We start from the raw sequence: 14,882 nt of genomic DNA on the forward strand, positions 1-14,882 counted from the left end.
TCCCTGGCTCAACGCGCGGAGAGATGGATTGCTTCGCTTCGCTCGCAATGACGGCTACACCGGCGCCGCCACCAGCGACCGCGGATCGCGCACCGGCCAGCGGCCGGCTTCCACCAGCGCGATGAAGCGCTCCACCATCTCGTTGAACAGCGCCGGCTCCTCGAGGTTGAGCACATGGCCCGACTTCGGGAAGAACGAGAGACCGGCGGCCGGCAGATGCTGCTTCAGGAACATGCTGGGTGCGATGCAATTGTCGTCCTCGTCGCCGCACAGGATCAGCGCCGGCGTGGCCACGCGCTTGATGGCCTCGGTCATGGTGTAGATCGAGGGCCTCGCGCCTTGAAAGCTCCGCATCGTGTTGGCCGAGCCCTTGGCGTCGTGGCGGGCGAGCGCGGCGTAGAAATCGGCGTGGCCGCGCGGGTCCTTGACCAGGAACGGGATCCGGCTCGGCGCCTCGCGGGTCACCTTGGCGACCTCGATCGAGCCGATCGCCTCGTACTGCTCGGCATTGGCGCGGCACTGCGCGCGGAAGGCATCGAGATTCTCGAGGCTGGAGCCGGAGCCGACCGCGGCCAGCGTCATCGACAGCGCGCGCTCCGGCGCATTGAGCGCGACCTGCAGCGACGAATAGGAGCCCATCGAGAGCCCGATGAAGTGGGCCTTCGCGATGCCGAGATGGTCGAGCACCGCGAGCGCGTCGGTGTAGAAATGCGTGTAGGTGTAGACGTCGGCATTCGCAGGCACGTCGGATGGCGTGTAGCCGCGCGCGGAATAGGCTATGCAGCGGTGACCGCGCGAGAAGTAGCGCATCTGCGGTTCCCAGTTGGTGTGATCAGCTGCGAACTCGTGCAGGAAGATGATCGGGGTCCCACTGCCTGCCTCTTCGAAATGGAGGCGGACATGATCTTTCGTGACGGCATGGGGCATTGAAATCTCCTCTCGTTGGCCGTTCCCAGATTTGCAATTAATTTCCACGGCTGCAATGCGGCAGTTCTGGCTATTTTCGTCATGCAATTTGCGCGGAATGACCCAGAAATCGTTTCCGCAACGCCGCATGAAATCTTCCTCGCGCCACATCCCGATTTTCAAAACCACCGCCGCATTCTCTTGGGAACGCGACGGGGAATCGGGGGGCGTTTCAGAGGATCTCGTGAAGTATGGTTCAGTTGCTTGCGTATCGCCGGTCGCTTCGAGTTTTGGCGCTGGCTCTGTGTTCGCTCACGCTCGCCGTGATCTCCGCCGCTCCGGCGTCCGCCCGTCCGCACCATTCGCGTCACGCGCATTCGGCCCATGCCGGCCATCACGCGCGGCATTCCGCCCATCATCACCACCGGCACACCGCGCGGCTGTCGCGCGCCGAGCGTCGCGCCCGGATGCAGGCAGGCGGCTTTGGCGAGGCCAATGCGACCGTGATGCCCGGCGCTGAGGCCGCGTCCAACACCAACGTGAGCGCGACCGGTGGCTTCGGCTCATCCGGCATCGTCGACACGGCGCGCCGCTATCTCGGCGGCAATCCGACCGGCCGCTCCAGCCTGTGGTGCGCGCGCTTCATGAACATGGTGCTGCAGCAGACCGGCCATCGCGGCACCGGGTCCGACATGGCGAGCTCGTTCGCCAAATACGGCACGCGCGTTTCGGGGCCGCAGGTCGGCGCCATCGCCGTGATGGGCCGCCGCGGCGGCGGTCATGTCGGCATCATCACCGGCGTCGATGCCAAGGGCAATCCGATCATGATCTCGGGCAACAGCGGCCATCGCGTCCGCGAGACGCCGGTCTCGCGCGGCCGGATCTACGCCTATGTGATGCCGACGAATTGATCAGGGACTGGTCACCTCTCCCGAGAGAATGGGGGAGGTGGTCATACGCGGTGCGAGATCAACCGATACTGCCGGCTGGCCTCACTTCTCGTGCTCCTTCGCCTCGATCGTGTCGACGTTGGTCGTCTCGAGGTTGCTCAGGGGGACCTCGACCGCAGCGGGTTGATACCAGGCGAATTGCGAGAAGTAGTTCGCGAGCACCTGATCCTTGAAGAACCGGCCATGCCGCGCGAAAATCTCGTTTCGTGCGATGCGCAGCTCGATCGCCGACATGTCCTTGAGGTCGGCCTCACTCAGAAATCGTCGATCGGAATCGGGAAAGAGAAAGCCGTCATGCGCCTTGGCGCGCTGCGTGACGGAGGCCGGAACGGCGGGCGGCGTCGTGCGTCCGACGGTGGTCTGATCGTCCTGTCCGCTCGACTTCACCACGGTATGTTCGAACGCGGGCCCGACGGTCCAGACGGCCAGCGCCAATGCCGCGGCGGCGAGGCCTGCGCCGTACTTCCAGTAGCGCTTGATCGGCGAAACTTCACGCAGCGGCGATCGCCCGGCCTCACTCAGGACCTCGTTGATCGTATCGATCAGGCGGGTCATGTGCACGCGAAAATCCTGACCCGAGTCGACCCGGGCGGCGTTGCAGAAGTGCAGGAAGCGAAGCGATTCCGGCAGCTCGGCGGCCTCCGGCATGGTTGCGCCGTTCACCAGCAGCGGCAGCAGCGTCTTGTTGTGCTTCAGCGCCGTTTCGATCTCGAAGCGCACGGCATCTGCGGGATCTTCCAGACGCGCAGGTTTCCCATCGTCGGTCTTGCCGATCCAATGCGGACCGATCACCGCGATGACGATGTCGCAGGCGACGATGGCCTTGGCGATCCGGTCGACGAAGTTGGCGCCGGTGCGAATGCTGTTGACGTCGAAGAAGACGGATTTCTCACCGTACTTCTCGATCAGATGGTCGGCGATGCGGCCCGCTGTGTCCTGATCGACCCGCCGGTACGAAACCATGATCATGCTCATGGCAACCCCGTGCAATCAATTTCGACAAATTTGCAGCAATTCAAAATGTCGCGTGAAGTCTATTGCACGCAACCGAACATTGCAATGCGATGCACGTTTATGCCGTCTTCAAGGAATACGGAACCTGGCGTGACCTAATGCGGTTCCGCGGCAATCGTATCGCCCACAGCCGCACCACCATCGCTTGTGATCTCGGCATAGATGCCGCATTCGTTGTTGCCGAAGCGCTGCATCAGCGTGTTCGGGACCGAGAGGTCGCGCGCGCCGGTTTCGGGATCGACATTGACCGCGGCGCAGCGGGTGATGCGCTTCACCACCTTGGCCCGTGCGCTGCCGATCGCAATGGTCTGGTCGAGCAGGCCGGCTTCATGCCAGGCCGGCCAGCCCTCGACATAGAGATTAGCGCGGAAGCGCAACGGATGCACCGGCGCCTGCACCATGTCCTCGATCGCCCGCAGGCTCGCCAGGTTGATGATCGAGACCACCTTGCGCGGCACGTCGGAAAAACTGTGTCCGGGGCTCACCAGCACCTTCGGCGCCCCCTTGATCTGGCCCGCATGACGATCGGCAAAATAGTTCTCGATCGCCGCGCGCCCGGCTTCCGTCTCGAGATCGCCCTGGGCCACCATCGCGCCGTCCCGGCGCAAGGTCAGCACATGGCTGTCATCGTCGAAATGGGCGCGCAGCGGCGCCAGCCACTCGTCGCGCTGCAGCATCAGGAAATGCGGCTTCGGCAGCCATTTCGGCGCCGAGGGATCGAAACCGCTCGGGCCGTTCTCGATCGCGTAGCGGCGATCCGAGCGCAGCGTCTCGCCGACCTTGAGCTCGGCGCGGGGCAGCTGCTCGGGCGTCAGACCCTTGACGGGATAGCGGTAGATGCCGGTGATCCGGGCGGAGGAGGTGTGCGTCGTGTCCATTCGCCCGCTCTAGCCTGTTTGACGCGCGAGGAGAACCGCCGCCGGTGCGAAGGCAGCTAGTCGGGCCGGGCTGCGCCTGCGGCATCCAGCATGCGCTGCATGAACACGAGTTCGAGCCAGTGGCCGAACTTGCGTCCGACCTCCGGCATCCGCGCGACCTCGACAAAGCCGGCCTGCGCATGCAGCCGGAGCGAGGCGGGATTGCCGCCGTCGATGCCGGCGATCATCACATGCTTGCCGAGCGCCGTCGCGACGGCCACCAGCTCGTCGACGATGGCGCGGCCGAGGCCGCGGCCGCGATGATCGGCGTGGATGTAGACGCTGTGCTCGACGCTGTAGCGGTAACCCGGGAAGGCCCGGAAATCGCCGAACGTGCCGTAGCCGAGCACCACAGGTCCTTCGGCCGCGACCAGCACCGGGTAGCCCAGCGCGAGCCGCGCCTTCATCCAGGCCAGCCGCTCGGCGTCGGAATCCGGCTTCTCGGTCCAGATCGCGTTCGAGTTGGCAACCGCTTCGTTGAAGATCGCGGTGATCGCGGGAATGTCCTGCTCGGTTGCGGGGCGGATAATCATTGGGGTGGTTCCTCGACGGGCCTCTTGAACTAGTCCGATCGTCCACTATATAAGACGGTATGTCAATTATAGAAGACAAAGCCGATGAAGCTCTCGGGCGGCGGGTTCGCGCCGAGCGGGAAGGCCGCGGCTGGTCGCTGGCGGAACTCGCCGGGCGGGCAGGCGTGTCCAAGGCCATGCTCAGCAAGATCGAGCGGGCCGAGGCCAGCCCGACAGCGGCGACGCTGTCGCGGATTGCCACGGCCTATGGCCTGACCATGGCCGCGCTGTTCGAGGTTGCCTCAGCCAGTTCCCGCCTGCAGCGGGCCAAGGATCAGCCGGTGTGGCGCGATCCGAAGGCGGCCTATCTGCGGCGGCAGGTGTTCCTGCATCCGGCCAATCCGCTGGAGCTGGTGGAAGTCGAGCTGCCTGCCAGGCAGGAAGCCGGTTTCCCGGCCAGCGCTTATCACCTGATCCGTCAGGTGGTCTGGGTTATCAACGGCCGCCTCACCTTGATGGAAGGCGCGGAGCGCCACGAGCTCGCTGCGGGTGACCGCGTCGAGCTCGGGCCGCCGTCGGACATCGTCTTCCGTAACGAAACGGCTCAGCCTTGCCGCTACCTTGTCGCCATCGTGCGGCGCTGAGCTCCACCGGGTGAAATCGCAGACCGTGGCTCTTCCGTTTCGGAACCAAGTGCCCACATCTGCGGCAAGCCTGAAAAATGATGGCGACGACCAGAGGCTGGTTGAGGAACGTCAACGCGGCCCGCGGAAACCCAATGAAGATGCCGTTGTCATGCCTGAATGGGTGACGATGGCAGGCCGAGGGAAAACGAATGAACATTGAGAAGTACACCGAGCGCTCGCGCGGATTCATCCAGTCTGCCCAGTCGCTCGCAATGCGCGACGGCCACCAGCAGTTCTCGCCCTTGCATCTGTTGAAGGTGCTGCTGGACGACAATGAGGGGCTCGCCGGCGGTCTGATCGACCGTGCAGGCGGCAATTCCAGAGCAATCCTGAAAGCGACCGAAGAGGCGCTGAACAAGCTGCCGAAGGTTTCGGGCAACGGTGCCGGACAGGTCTACCTGTCGCCGGAGCTGGCGCGCGCCTTCGATGCAGCGGAAAAAGCCGCCGACAAGACCGGCGACAGCTATGTCACCGTCGAGCGGCTGCTGCTCGGGCTGACGCTCGAGAAGGGCAGCGAGGCGGCCTCCATCCTGAGCAAGGGCGGCGTCACGGCGCAGAACCTGAATGCGGCGATCGAAGCGCTGCGCAAGGGCCGCACCGCTGATAGCGCGACCGCCGAAAACGCCTATGACGCGCTGAAGAAATATGCCCGCGACCTGACCCAGGCTGCGCGCGACGGCAAGCTCGACCCGGTGATCGGCCGCGACGAGGAGATTCGTCGCACAATCCAGGTGCTGTCGCGGCGGACCAAGAACAATCCCGTCCTGATCGGTGAACCCGGCGTCGGCAAGACCGCGATCGTCGAGGGCCTGGCGCTGCGCATCCTCAATGGCGACGTGCCGGAGAGCCTGAAGGACAAGAAGCTGCTGTCGCTCGACATGGGTGCCCTGATCGCCGGCGCGAAATATCGCGGCGAGTTCGAGGAGCGACTGAAGTCCGTCCTGCAGGAGGTCTCGACCGCCGAGGGCGGCATCATCCTGTTCATCGACGAGATGCACACGCTGATCGGCGCCGGCAAGACCGATGGCGCGATGGACGCGTCCAACCTCCTGAAGCCTGCGCTCGCGCGCGGTGAGCTGCACTGTATCGGTGCGACCACGCTCGACGAGTACCGCAAGCATGTCGAGAAGGATGCCGCACTGGCCCGCCGGTTCCAGCCGATCTATGTCAGCGAGCCGACCGTCGAGGACACCATCTCGATCCTGCGCGGCCTGAAGGACAAATACGAGCAGCACCACGGCGTGCGCATCACCGACTCCGCGTTGGTGGCCGCGACCACGCTGTCGAACCGCTACATCACCGACCGTTTCCTGCCCGACAAGGCCATCGACCTGATGGACGAGGCGGCGGCGCGGCTGAAGATGCAGGTCGATTCGAAGCCTGAAGAGCTCGATTCGCTGGATCGCGACATCATCCGGCTGAAGATCGAGCAGGAGGCGCTGAAGAAGGAGAACGATGCCGGCTCGAAGAGCCGCTTGCAGACCCTGGAGAGGGAACTCGCCGGGCTCGAGGAGAGGTCGGCAGCGCTGGCGGCGCGCTGGAGCGCGGAGAAGAATAAGCTCTCCAACGCCCAGAAGCTGAAGAGCGAACTCGATGCGCTCCGCGTCGAGCTTGCCAATGCGCAGCGTCGCGGCGAATTCCAGAAGGCGGGCGAGCTGGCCTATGGCCGGATCCCCGAGCTGGAAAGGAAGCTCGCCGATATCGAGGCCCAGGAAAGCGGCAAGCAGAATGGCGGCGAGATGATGGAGGAGGCGGTCACCGCCAACCACATCGCGCAGGTCGTCTCGCGCTGGACCGGCGTGCCGGTCGACAAGATGCTCGAGGGCGAAAAGGACAAGCTCCTGAAGATGGAGGACGCGCTCGCCAAGCGCGTCGTCGGCCAGGCCGAAGCCGTGCGTGCGGTGGCAACCGCCGTGCGCCGTGCCCGCGCGGGCCTGCAGGATCCGAACCGGCCGACCGGCTCGTTCATGTTCTTGGGCCCCACCGGCGTCGGCAAGACCGAGCTGACCAAGGCGCTCGCCGCTGACCTGTTCAACGACGAGACCGCGATGGTCCGCCTCGACATGTCCGAGTTCATGGAGAAGCACTCGGTCTCGCGGCTGATCGGCGCGCCTCCCGGCTATGTCGGCTACGACGAGGGTGGTGCCTTGACCGAAGCCGTGCGGCGTCGGCCTTACCAGGTCGTGCTGTTCGACGAGATCGAGAAGGCGCATCCCGATGTCTTCAACGTGTTGTTGCAGGTGCTCGATGACGGCCGCCTGACCGATGGTCAGGGCCGCACCGTCGACTTCCGCAACACGCTGATCATCATGACCTCGAATCTCGGTTCGGAGTTCCTGGTGAATCAGCCGGAAGGCGAGGACACCGCGGCGGTCCGCGATCAGGTGATGGGCGTCGTGCGGGCGCATTTCAGGCCGGAATTCCTGAACCGCATCGACGAGATCATCCTGTTCCACCGCCTGCAGAAGAGCGAGATGGGCCGCATCGTCGAGATCCAGTTCGCGCGGCTGACCAAGCTGCTCGAGGATCGCAAGATCGAGCTCACGCTCGATGCGAAGGCGCGGGATTGGCTCGCGGAAAAGGGCTGGGATCCGGCTTACGGCGCCCGCCCGCTGAAGCGGGTGATCCAGCGCAGCGTGCAGGATCCGCTGGCCGAGATGATCCTCGCCGGCGAGGTCAAGGACGGCGATCGCGTGGTGATTTCGGAGAAGGGCAACGTGCTGACCTTCAATGGTCAGGTGCCCAAAACCGCCGAGATCGTGCAGTTCGATGCCCCGGTCTCGAAGCGCAAGCTGAACTGATACGCGTGCAAAGGCCCTCCCCGCGGTTGCGGGGAGGGCTTCGTCGTCCAGGCTAGAGCCTTTTCCGTTCCGATTGAATCGGAACGGGGCTCTAGATTCTTGTTTTGACGCGTTTTCTTCACGCGAACCGGTGTCCACTTCGCTTGAAAACGCTCTAGTCCTGCGGGACGGTCGGTGGACTGAGCTGACCGGGCTCGTCGTCATCGGCGGGTTCGAGTTCGGACAGAATATCGACCAGCTCGCGGGTGCGGCCTGTGGCCAGCGGCCTGCCGGCGTTCATCAGCGGCTCGTCATTGGCAAGCCAGGCCTGGGCTTCGGCAAGTTCGGTGATCGTGGCGCCGGATGCGATGATCCTGGCGATGGTGACATCGTCGGCGTGGCCGACGGCCTTCAGCACATCGTCGCGGGTGAGCCCGGTCATGGCGCAATCCTTCTGGATATCTTCGTTGAGCATGGCCAAACCCCCGCCCGCCGGCGATCCGCGCCAGCGGGGAGGGACGCATCGTTTCAAGGCCTCAGCTGTGTGTCGTGAGCCGAGGCGGATGCTGAGACATCGCCCAGAGCTCGATCGCAGCAAGGATTGCGACGGCGACGCCGATCACCACGTGCACGGTCGTCGGGGTGGTCATTGCCTGGAACCCGAGGACCCAGGGCGAGACCAGTGCCCAAAGCCCGACGATGAGGTTCAGCCATTCCTCCCAGACCGCGAATGCCGCGAGCGCGGCGATCGCAAGGACCGCCATCACGAGGCCGACGATGTGGGCGTTGGTGGAAACCGTTCCGGCGTCGAACTTGAACAGCCACGGTGACAGGAACAGAATCGCGCCGAGGATCAGGTTTGCGACGTCGCACAGTTTTGCGTTCGTCCAGTTCTCCATGACACCCTCCATTGGAGGTTTCACTGACGAATCAACTGGATGACCGCCGTTCGGGTTCCCATCCTGCGGCGCGAAATTTATTGAAACCGGCGGCGTGACGGCCTGGAAACGGTATCGCGGCTGACCTGCGCCTCAGATGTTTCGCAGGATCTGCGCGGCCGGACAGGCCGGCCTCTTGCATCATCAGCGGTTGGTGATGGAGCGCGTCTGCGACGTGGAGCTCGTGGCATCCGAGACGATGCGCGAGCTGCCGCGGCTGGACATCTGGGCTTCGATCCGGTCGCGCTCCTTTTCGAAGCCCGCCAGCATCGGGCCTTCGAGGGAGCGGCCGCGCGGCAGTTTCACGCGCATCGGGTCGACGAATCGGCCGTTGACCAGGATTTCGTAGTGGACGTGCGGTCCGGTCGATTGGCCGGTCGAGCCGACGAAGCCGATCACCTGGCCCTGCCGCACCTTCTTGCCGATCTCCATGCCCTTGGCGAAAGCCGACATGTGGCCGTAGGCCGTCTCGTAGCCATTGGAGTGCTTGATTCGGATATATTTGCCGTAGCCGCCCTCGTACCCGACCTTCTCGAGCATGCCGTTGCCGGAGGCGAAGATCGGCGTGCCGTAGGCGGTGGCCCAGTCGACGCCGGTGTGCATCTTCACATAGCCGAGGATCGGATGGCGGCGGCCGCCGAAGCCCGAACGCATGATCGCGTTGTTGACCGGCTTGCGGACCAGGAACTTCTTCGCGCTCTTGCCGGTCTCGTCATAGTAGTCGACGACGCCGTCGTCGGAGCTCTGGAAGCGGTAATATTTCTTGGTTTCGCCGCCGACGGTCAGCGCGGCGTAGAGCACTTCGGTCTTTTCGGTGCTGGTGACGCCCTCGTCCTCGCCGGCATAGAACACGTCGAACGAGTCGCCGGGCTGGACCTTGCGCTGGAAATCGACGTCATAGGAGTAGATCTTGACCATGTCGTCGATGACGGTCGGCGGCACCTTGTTGCGCAGCGCGGTCTCGTAAATGCTCTGATAGAGCCGCACGCCGCTGCCATCGTCCTCGTCATCGTCGCTGGAATTGTCGGCGGTGTCGGTCGTGGTGTTCATGCTCTGCACGTCGACGGCGACGTATCTGCCGATGTCGGACAGGGCGGCGACGGCTTCGACGACAGAGTCGTTGGCGACGATCACCCGATAGGGTTGCAGCCGGGCGCCCGGTGCAGCCGGCGCCATCAGGATTCGCACCTTCTGGCCTTCCTTCAGCCCGCCGTCGCGGCCGCGCGGGCCGAGCGTTGCGGCAATCGCCTTCGCCTCGTCGGGCGTTGCGCCCTGATCGCGCAGGATCGAGGTGATGCTGTCGCCCTTCTTGACGAGGTGAACCCGTTCACCGACCGGATTGCCGCCGGTGACCTGCTCCTTGGTCTTCGGCAGCAGGGTGACATTCTCCGGCACCACCCGGGTCTCGAAGCCCGCATAGGGGTCGGAGGTGTTGCCTTCGGTGGCGTAGGCCATCCTGATATCGGGGCCGGCGCCGCTGGCATCGGCTGCGGCATTGGCGAGTGACGCGTAGCGCACCGAACCGCCGGAGCCGCGCCAATTGGCGGCGTCGCGGACCCGCATCAGCACGTCATCGAGTGCGACAACGGCGGCGAGCTTGGCTTTCGGCAGCACGGATCCGAGATCCTTGGTGACGAAAGAGACCTCGGCGTCGGGCTCGGCGGCGTCGGCGGCATTCGGATCCTCCGCCGCAGCGGGCGTGTTGGAGCCGACGTCGGTCAACAGACGCTGCGCGTTGAACGCCGGAATCTTGGACGACAGATCGCTCGTGGTCATCGAGAGATTGCCGGAAATCCGGATGAAGGGCCGCACCCGCATCACGTCGCGATTGCCGACGCGGGTCACGGTCGACACGCGCACCAGGCTGCGGGAGGCGGAGGATTCGCTCGGCGGCGGCAGGCGGTCGCCCTTGTGCAGGCTGACGACGCGATCATTGCCGGTGAAGGCGCCGCGCAGCGCGCCTTCGACGCGCTCCGGCACCTTGGCGAAGGTCATCTCGCCATCGAGCGACGCAAAAACGGCGCCGCCGATCAGGGCCGCGCCACATAATCCAGTCAGAATGGTGCCGCTGAACCATTGTACGGAGACACGGCGGCGATCGATCACCGCAGCCTCGGTGCCGTCGACTGAAAGCGGCGGTTCGTGACCGAGATCGATCATCCCGGTCTCGCGCCCAATACCGCTTCCGCGTGACGCCCGTTGGCTCAACCCGATATCCCCCCAAATTCCAGCAACTGCGATCGACCTCTGCTCGTCCTTGTCCCCACCTTGATCCCTCGAAGAGGAATCTCGGCAGTGTGGCGAGCCACACGCATCGAAGTCGAGAAGACGATGGCCATTAGCTAGCCGCACTCTCGAACGTCAACGGTGTGCAGATCTCTCGATGTTGCTCGGCCGCGTAGGGAAGAGGCGACGGGTTCTTGGAGAATATCGCCTGGTCCCCCAGAAAAACCACCCGTGCCCCCACAGGTTACGAGCGGTTCAATGCATGTCTTATAGCCAGAACGTCGCAGGATTGTGGCTCAAGTGCGGCATTTAAGGTGGAAAAGTTTCCTGAAGCAGGCCGCCGCCGCTGCCCGCCTGAACCGGCCGGGAACCCGTTCCGAAGGGCCTCACGGGCCCCCCCGGCGACAAACTTTTTTCAAGTTTTTTGCGACGTGCGTTGGGCGATCAATTTTTACCTCTGACCTAAGTCACGGAAAATACGAGAATTTTTCCGCACTGCACAATCGATTTGAACGTGCGACGATTTGTTGACAATGGCCGTTGACAATCCCGAGGGGTGGGGACTATAAACCAACCACTGAGCGCGGCGCCGCCGGGTCACTGACCAAGGCGAGCGAACGCGCCACTGATGCTCCTCACTTCGATGATGAGTGACACAACAGCCGACATAAATCGGTTGAGGTTCACCGTCCGTCGCTGAAGGGTAGAACCACCCTCTAAGGGTGTGGGATCGTAAGATCCCGGGCTGTTTGACAAGTGAAGATGAAGAAAGAGAAACGTGGACGGCGGAGTCCTTGCGTCTCTCGGAATACTTGAAAGCTTCGGCTTTTGACTTTCTGAGGGTGGACGAAAGACTTCGGCGGTACACGTTTCAAAGGTTACACCATCGTTGCCAACGATGTGAATCGTAGGCAGCTCGCAGACTTCGGTCGGCGAAGAATGGTGGGACCTCGTCAAACGTTGTGATCAGCCGGTTCAAAGTTCAAGTCCAACTTGAGAGTTTGATCCTGGCTCAGAGCGAACGCTGGCGGCAGGCTTAACACATGCAAGTCGAGCGGGCATAGCAATATGTCAGCGGCAGACGGGTGAGTAACGCGTGGGAACGTACCTTTTGGTTCGGAACAACACAGGGAAACTTGTGCTAATACCGGATAAGCCCTTACGGGGAAAGATTTATCGCCGAAAGATCGGCCCGCGTCTGATTAGCTAGTTGGTGAGGTAATGGCTCACCAAGGCGACGATCAGTAGCTGGTCTGAGAGGATGATCAGCCACATTGGGACTGAGACACGGCCCAAACTCCTACGGGAGGCAGCAGTGGGGAATATTGGACAATGGGCGCAAGCCTGATCCAGCCATGCCGCGTGAGTGATGAAGGCCCTAGGGTTGTAAAGCTCTTTTGTGCGGGAAGATAATGACGGTACCGCAAGAATAAGCCCCGGCTAACTTCGTGCCAGCAGCCGCGGTAATACGAAGGGGGCTAGCGTTGCTCGGAATCACTGGGCGTAAAGGGTGCGTAGGCGGGTCTTTAAGTCAGGGGTGAAATCCTGGAGCTCAACTCCAGAACTGCCTTTGATACTGAAGATCTTGAGTTCGGGAGAGGTGAGTGGAACTGCGAGTGTAGAGGTGAAATTCGTAGATATTCGCAAGAACACCAGTGGCGAAGGCGGCTCACTGGCCCGATACTGACGCTGAGGCACGAAAGCGTGGGGAGCAAACAGGATTAGATACCCTGGTAGTCCACGCCGTAAACGATGAATGCCAGCCGTTAGTGGGTTTACTCACTAGTGGCGCAGCTAACGCTTTAAGCATTCCGCCTGGGGAGTACGGTCGCAAGATTAAAACTCAAAGGAATTGACGGGGGCCCGCACAAGCGGTGGAGCATGTGGTTTAATTCGACGCAACGCGCAGAACCTTACCAGCCCTTGACATCCCGGTCGCGGACTCCAGAGACGGAGTTCTTCAGTTCGGCTGGACCGGAGACAGGTGCTGCATGGCTGTCGTCAGCTCGTGTCGTGAGATGTTGGGTTAAGTCCCGCAACGAGCGCAACCCCCGTCCTTAGTTGCTACCATTTAGTTGAGCACTCTAAGGAGACTGCCGGTGATAAGCCGCGAGGAAGGTGGGGATGACGTCAAGTCCTCATGGCCCTTACGGGCTGGGCTACACACGTGCTACAATGGCGGTGACAATGGGATGCTAAGGGGCGACCCTTCGCAAATCTCAAAAAGCCGTCTCAGTTCGGATTGGGCTCTGCAACTCGAGCCCATGAAGTTGGAATCGCTAGTAATCGTGGATCAGCACGCCACGGTGAATACGTTCCCGGGCCTTGTACACACCGCCCGTCACACCATGGGAGTTGGTTTTACCTGAAGACGGTGCGCTAACCCGCAAGGGAGGCAGCCGGCCACGGTAGGGTCAGCGACTGGGGTGAAGTCGTAACAAGGTAGCCGTAGGGGAACCTGCGGCTGGATCACCTCCTTTCTAAGGATGGTTCTTCAGCGAGCTCACGCTCACTATCGAACCGTTTTAGAAACATTCAGGGGCCAACAGTTTCAGGATTGTTGAGCTCCATTGGCGGGATTTCGCCGTCTTCGTTTCTCTTTCTTCGCGGACGAACACGCGCCAGGGCTGAGCGCTGTGCGACGCACCGACGTAAGTCGGGTGCGCGCCGGCATGTCCCTCGTGTTAGGGGCTTGTAGCTCAGTTGGTTAGAGCGCGCGCTTGATAAGCGTGAGGTCGGAAGTTCAAGTCTTCCCAGGCCCACCAGCCTTCGCTGCTTTGCAGCTTCGGCTCGGCAGGCCCTCTTGAACGAAGGCTGCTGCGCCGTAGCGCCAGCGAAGGCGAGCGAAAGCATTCGTCTTCTGGTACGGGGCCATAGCTCAGCTGGGAGAGCGCGTGCTTTGCAAGCATGAGGTCGTCGGTTCGATCCCGTCTGGCTCCACCAGATGGAATTGAAGCTCGACAATGCGCCTTGTGCAGGAAGCTCTGTTCAAATCGTCCGCGAAACATCACTTCGCACTCATTGGTCCGGATGGACGGTGACGTGCGTGTTTTCTGACATCGTAAAGAGGAGATCGATCCGAGTTTGGATCTGCGAAGCAATTCGCGGGTACCATTCCTAATCTCCAGATCGTTTTCGGCGCTCGCGCATCGCAGCTCATCGCAAGATGAGTGAGATGAGCGAGTTGTAAAACGATCTTTGTAGCGAAGCTTGACCGCCTCGCTATCGGGCCGATCTTAAGAAGCAAGCTGGTCTTTCTAGTCAATGTCCGGCTGTGCAATCGCATTCATCGAGGATGCGCGCCTGGGACTTCGGTCTTTGGGCAGTTGTGCAGACAACATTCTGCCGAGTGTGTGGACATTGATAATGAGAGCAATCAAGTGCCTTAAGGGTGTTCGGTGGATGCCTTGGCGCTGAGAGGCGATGAAGGACGTGCTACGCTGCGATAAGCCGTGGGGAGCTGCGAAGAAGCTTTGATCCACGGATTTCCGAATGGGGAAACCCACCTTCGATAGCCGGAACTCCAAGACCTTGTGTTTTGGGGTTCGACCAGAAATGGAAGAAATCAGACCGCGAGGTTTTGGATTTCCGGTTATCAAGAGAAGGTATGAGACTTCCGAATAAAATAGGAGGTTTTAAGCAAACCCAGGGAACTGAAACATCTAAGTACCTGGAGGAAAGGACATCAATCGAGACTCCGTTAGTAGTGGCGAGCGAACGCGGACCAGGCCAGTGATACATCAAAGACAATCGGAACCAGTCAGGAAAGCTGGGCCTCAGAGGGTGATAGCCCCGTACGAGTAATGCGATGATGTATCCACGAGTAAGGCGGGACACGTGTAATCCTGTCTGAACACGGGGGGACCACCCTCCAAGCCTAAGTACTCCTCAGCGACCGATAGTGAACCAGTACCGTGAGGGAAAGGTGAAAAGCACCCCGACGAGGGGAGTGA

Annotated in this window: 10 protein-coding genes, 2 tRNA genes and 2 rRNA genes (1 of these 14 cut by a window edge); 7 read left to right on the top strand and 7 right to left on the bottom strand. The window is 62.1% G+C overall.

All coding sequences use genetic code 11. From position 1 onward, the window contains the following. Positions 1-54 precede the first annotated feature (54 nt). Entirely contained in the window at positions 55-927 is an 873-nt protein-coding gene (locus ACE10Z_RS06635) for an alpha/beta fold hydrolase (RefSeq protein ID WP_375787227.1), read from the bottom strand. A gap of 230 nt (positions 928-1,157) precedes the next feature. Between ACE10Z_RS06635 and ACE10Z_RS06640 the strand changes: the two genes are divergently transcribed. Beyond that, positions 1,158-1,817 (top strand): TIGR02594 family protein, encoded by a 660-nt coding sequence (locus tag ACE10Z_RS06640; RefSeq protein ID WP_375787228.1) that lies wholly within the window; start codon positions 1,158-1,160, stop codon positions 1,815-1,817. Between the two features lie 81 nt (positions 1,818-1,898). Here ACE10Z_RS06640 and ACE10Z_RS06645 read toward each other — a convergent pair whose 3' ends face one another. The 3 genes from ACE10Z_RS06645 to ACE10Z_RS06655 form a co-directional block, all read right to left on the bottom strand. Beyond that, the gene (locus tag ACE10Z_RS06645; RefSeq protein WP_375787229.1) at positions 1,899-2,831 is read right to left on the bottom strand and encodes a YARHG domain-containing protein; all 933 of its coding nucleotides are present in this window, start codon (positions 2,829-2,831) and stop codon (positions 1,899-1,901) included. A 134-nt stretch (positions 2,832-2,965) separates the two neighbouring features. Further along, positions 2,966-3,748: an MOSC domain-containing protein gene (locus ACE10Z_RS06650; protein ID WP_375787230.1), complete on the bottom strand. Its 783-nt coding sequence runs from the start codon at positions 3,746-3,748 to the stop codon at positions 2,966-2,968. A 56-nt stretch (positions 3,749-3,804) separates the two neighbouring features. After that, entirely contained in the window at positions 3,805-4,320 is a 516-nt protein-coding gene (locus ACE10Z_RS06655) for a GNAT family N-acetyltransferase (protein WP_375787231.1), read from the bottom strand. A gap of 59 nt (positions 4,321-4,379) precedes the next feature. Between ACE10Z_RS06655 and ACE10Z_RS06660 the strand changes: the two genes are divergently transcribed. Continuing rightward, positions 4,380-4,943 (top strand): helix-turn-helix domain-containing protein, encoded by a 564-nt coding sequence (locus ACE10Z_RS06660; protein ID WP_375787232.1) that lies wholly within the window; start codon positions 4,380-4,382, stop codon positions 4,941-4,943. Between the two features lie 191 nt (positions 4,944-5,134). Continuing rightward, a complete protein-coding gene (clpB, locus tag ACE10Z_RS06665; RefSeq protein ID WP_375787233.1) occupies positions 5,135-7,786 on the top strand; it encodes an ATP-dependent chaperone ClpB in 2,652 nt (883 codons plus the stop codon). Positions 7,787-7,940: 154 nt separating this feature from the next. Here clpB and ACE10Z_RS06670 read toward each other — a convergent pair whose 3' ends face one another. The 3 genes from ACE10Z_RS06670 to ACE10Z_RS06680 all read right to left on the bottom strand — a co-directional run bounded on the left by ACE10Z_RS06670 (position 7,941) and on the right by ACE10Z_RS06680 (position 10,911). Beyond that, positions 7,941-8,207 (bottom strand): hypothetical protein, encoded by a 267-nt coding sequence (locus ACE10Z_RS06670; protein WP_207833359.1) that lies wholly within the window; start codon positions 8,205-8,207, stop codon positions 7,941-7,943. 94 nt (positions 8,208-8,301) lie between these two features. Next, positions 8,302-8,664 carry an SPW repeat protein gene (locus ACE10Z_RS06675; RefSeq protein ID WP_375787234.1) on the bottom strand — a complete coding sequence of 121 codons (363 nt, stop codon included), beginning with the start codon at positions 8,662-8,664 and terminating at the stop codon, positions 8,302-8,304. Positions 8,665-8,847: 183 nt separating this feature from the next. Beyond that, complete coding sequence (locus ACE10Z_RS06680; protein ID WP_375787235.1) at positions 8,848-10,911, bottom strand: M23 family metallopeptidase; 2,064 nt, start codon at positions 10,909-10,911, stop codon at positions 8,848-8,850. 1,007 nt (positions 10,912-11,918) lie between these two features. On the opposite strand from ACE10Z_RS06680, the gene ACE10Z_RS06685 reads away from it, so the two are divergent. The 4 genes from ACE10Z_RS06685 to ACE10Z_RS06700 form a co-directional block, all read left to right on the top strand. Then, positions 11,919-13,409: ribosomal RNA gene (locus tag ACE10Z_RS06685) — 16S ribosomal RNA — on the top strand. 208 nt (positions 13,410-13,617) lie between these two features. Then, positions 13,618-13,694: transfer RNA gene (locus ACE10Z_RS06690), tRNA-Ile, on the top strand. A 102-nt stretch (positions 13,695-13,796) separates the two neighbouring features. Further along, positions 13,797-13,872, top strand: a tRNA-Ala gene (locus tag ACE10Z_RS06695). Between the two features lie 431 nt (positions 13,873-14,303). Next, positions 14,304-14,882, top strand: a 23S ribosomal RNA gene (locus ACE10Z_RS06700) (it continues 2,267 nt past the right edge of the window). The 16S and 23S rRNA genes sit together here with 2 tRNA genes alongside, the layout of an rRNA operon.

The organism is Bradyrhizobium sp. Pha-3 (assembly GCF_042258615.1).
Taxonomy (GTDB): domain Bacteria; phylum Pseudomonadota; class Alphaproteobacteria; order Rhizobiales; family Xanthobacteraceae; genus Bradyrhizobium.

Coding starts and splice junctions, on each gene's coding strand:
- ACE10Z_RS06640 (WP_375787228.1), top strand. CDS start 1,158: ATGGTTCAGTTGCTTGCGTATCGCCGGTCGCTTCGAGTTTTGGCGCTG.
- clpB (WP_375787233.1), top strand. CDS start 5,135: ATGAACATTGAGAAGTACACCGAGCGCTCGCGCGGATTCATCCAGTCT.
- ACE10Z_RS06670 (WP_207833359.1), bottom strand. CDS start 8,207: ATGACCGGGCTCACCCGCGACGATGTGCTGAAGGCCGTCGGCCACGCC.
- ACE10Z_RS06655 (WP_375787231.1), bottom strand. CDS start 4,320: ATGATTATCCGCCCCGCAACCGAGCAGGACATTCCCGCGATCACCGCG.
- ACE10Z_RS06645 (WP_375787229.1), bottom strand. CDS start 2,831: ATGAGCATGATCATGGTTTCGTACCGGCGGGTCGATCAGGACACAGCG.
- ACE10Z_RS06660 (WP_375787232.1), top strand. CDS start 4,380: ATGTCAATTATAGAAGACAAAGCCGATGAAGCTCTCGGGCGGCGGGTT.
- ACE10Z_RS06650 (WP_375787230.1), bottom strand. CDS start 3,748: ATGGACACGACGCACACCTCCTCCGCCCGGATCACCGGCATCTACCGC.
- ACE10Z_RS06675 (WP_375787234.1), bottom strand. CDS start 8,664: ATGGAGAACTGGACGAACGCAAAACTGTGCGACGTCGCAAACCTGATC.
- ACE10Z_RS06635 (WP_375787227.1), bottom strand. CDS start 927: ATGCCCCATGCCGTCACGAAAGATCATGTCCGCCTCCATTTCGAAGAG.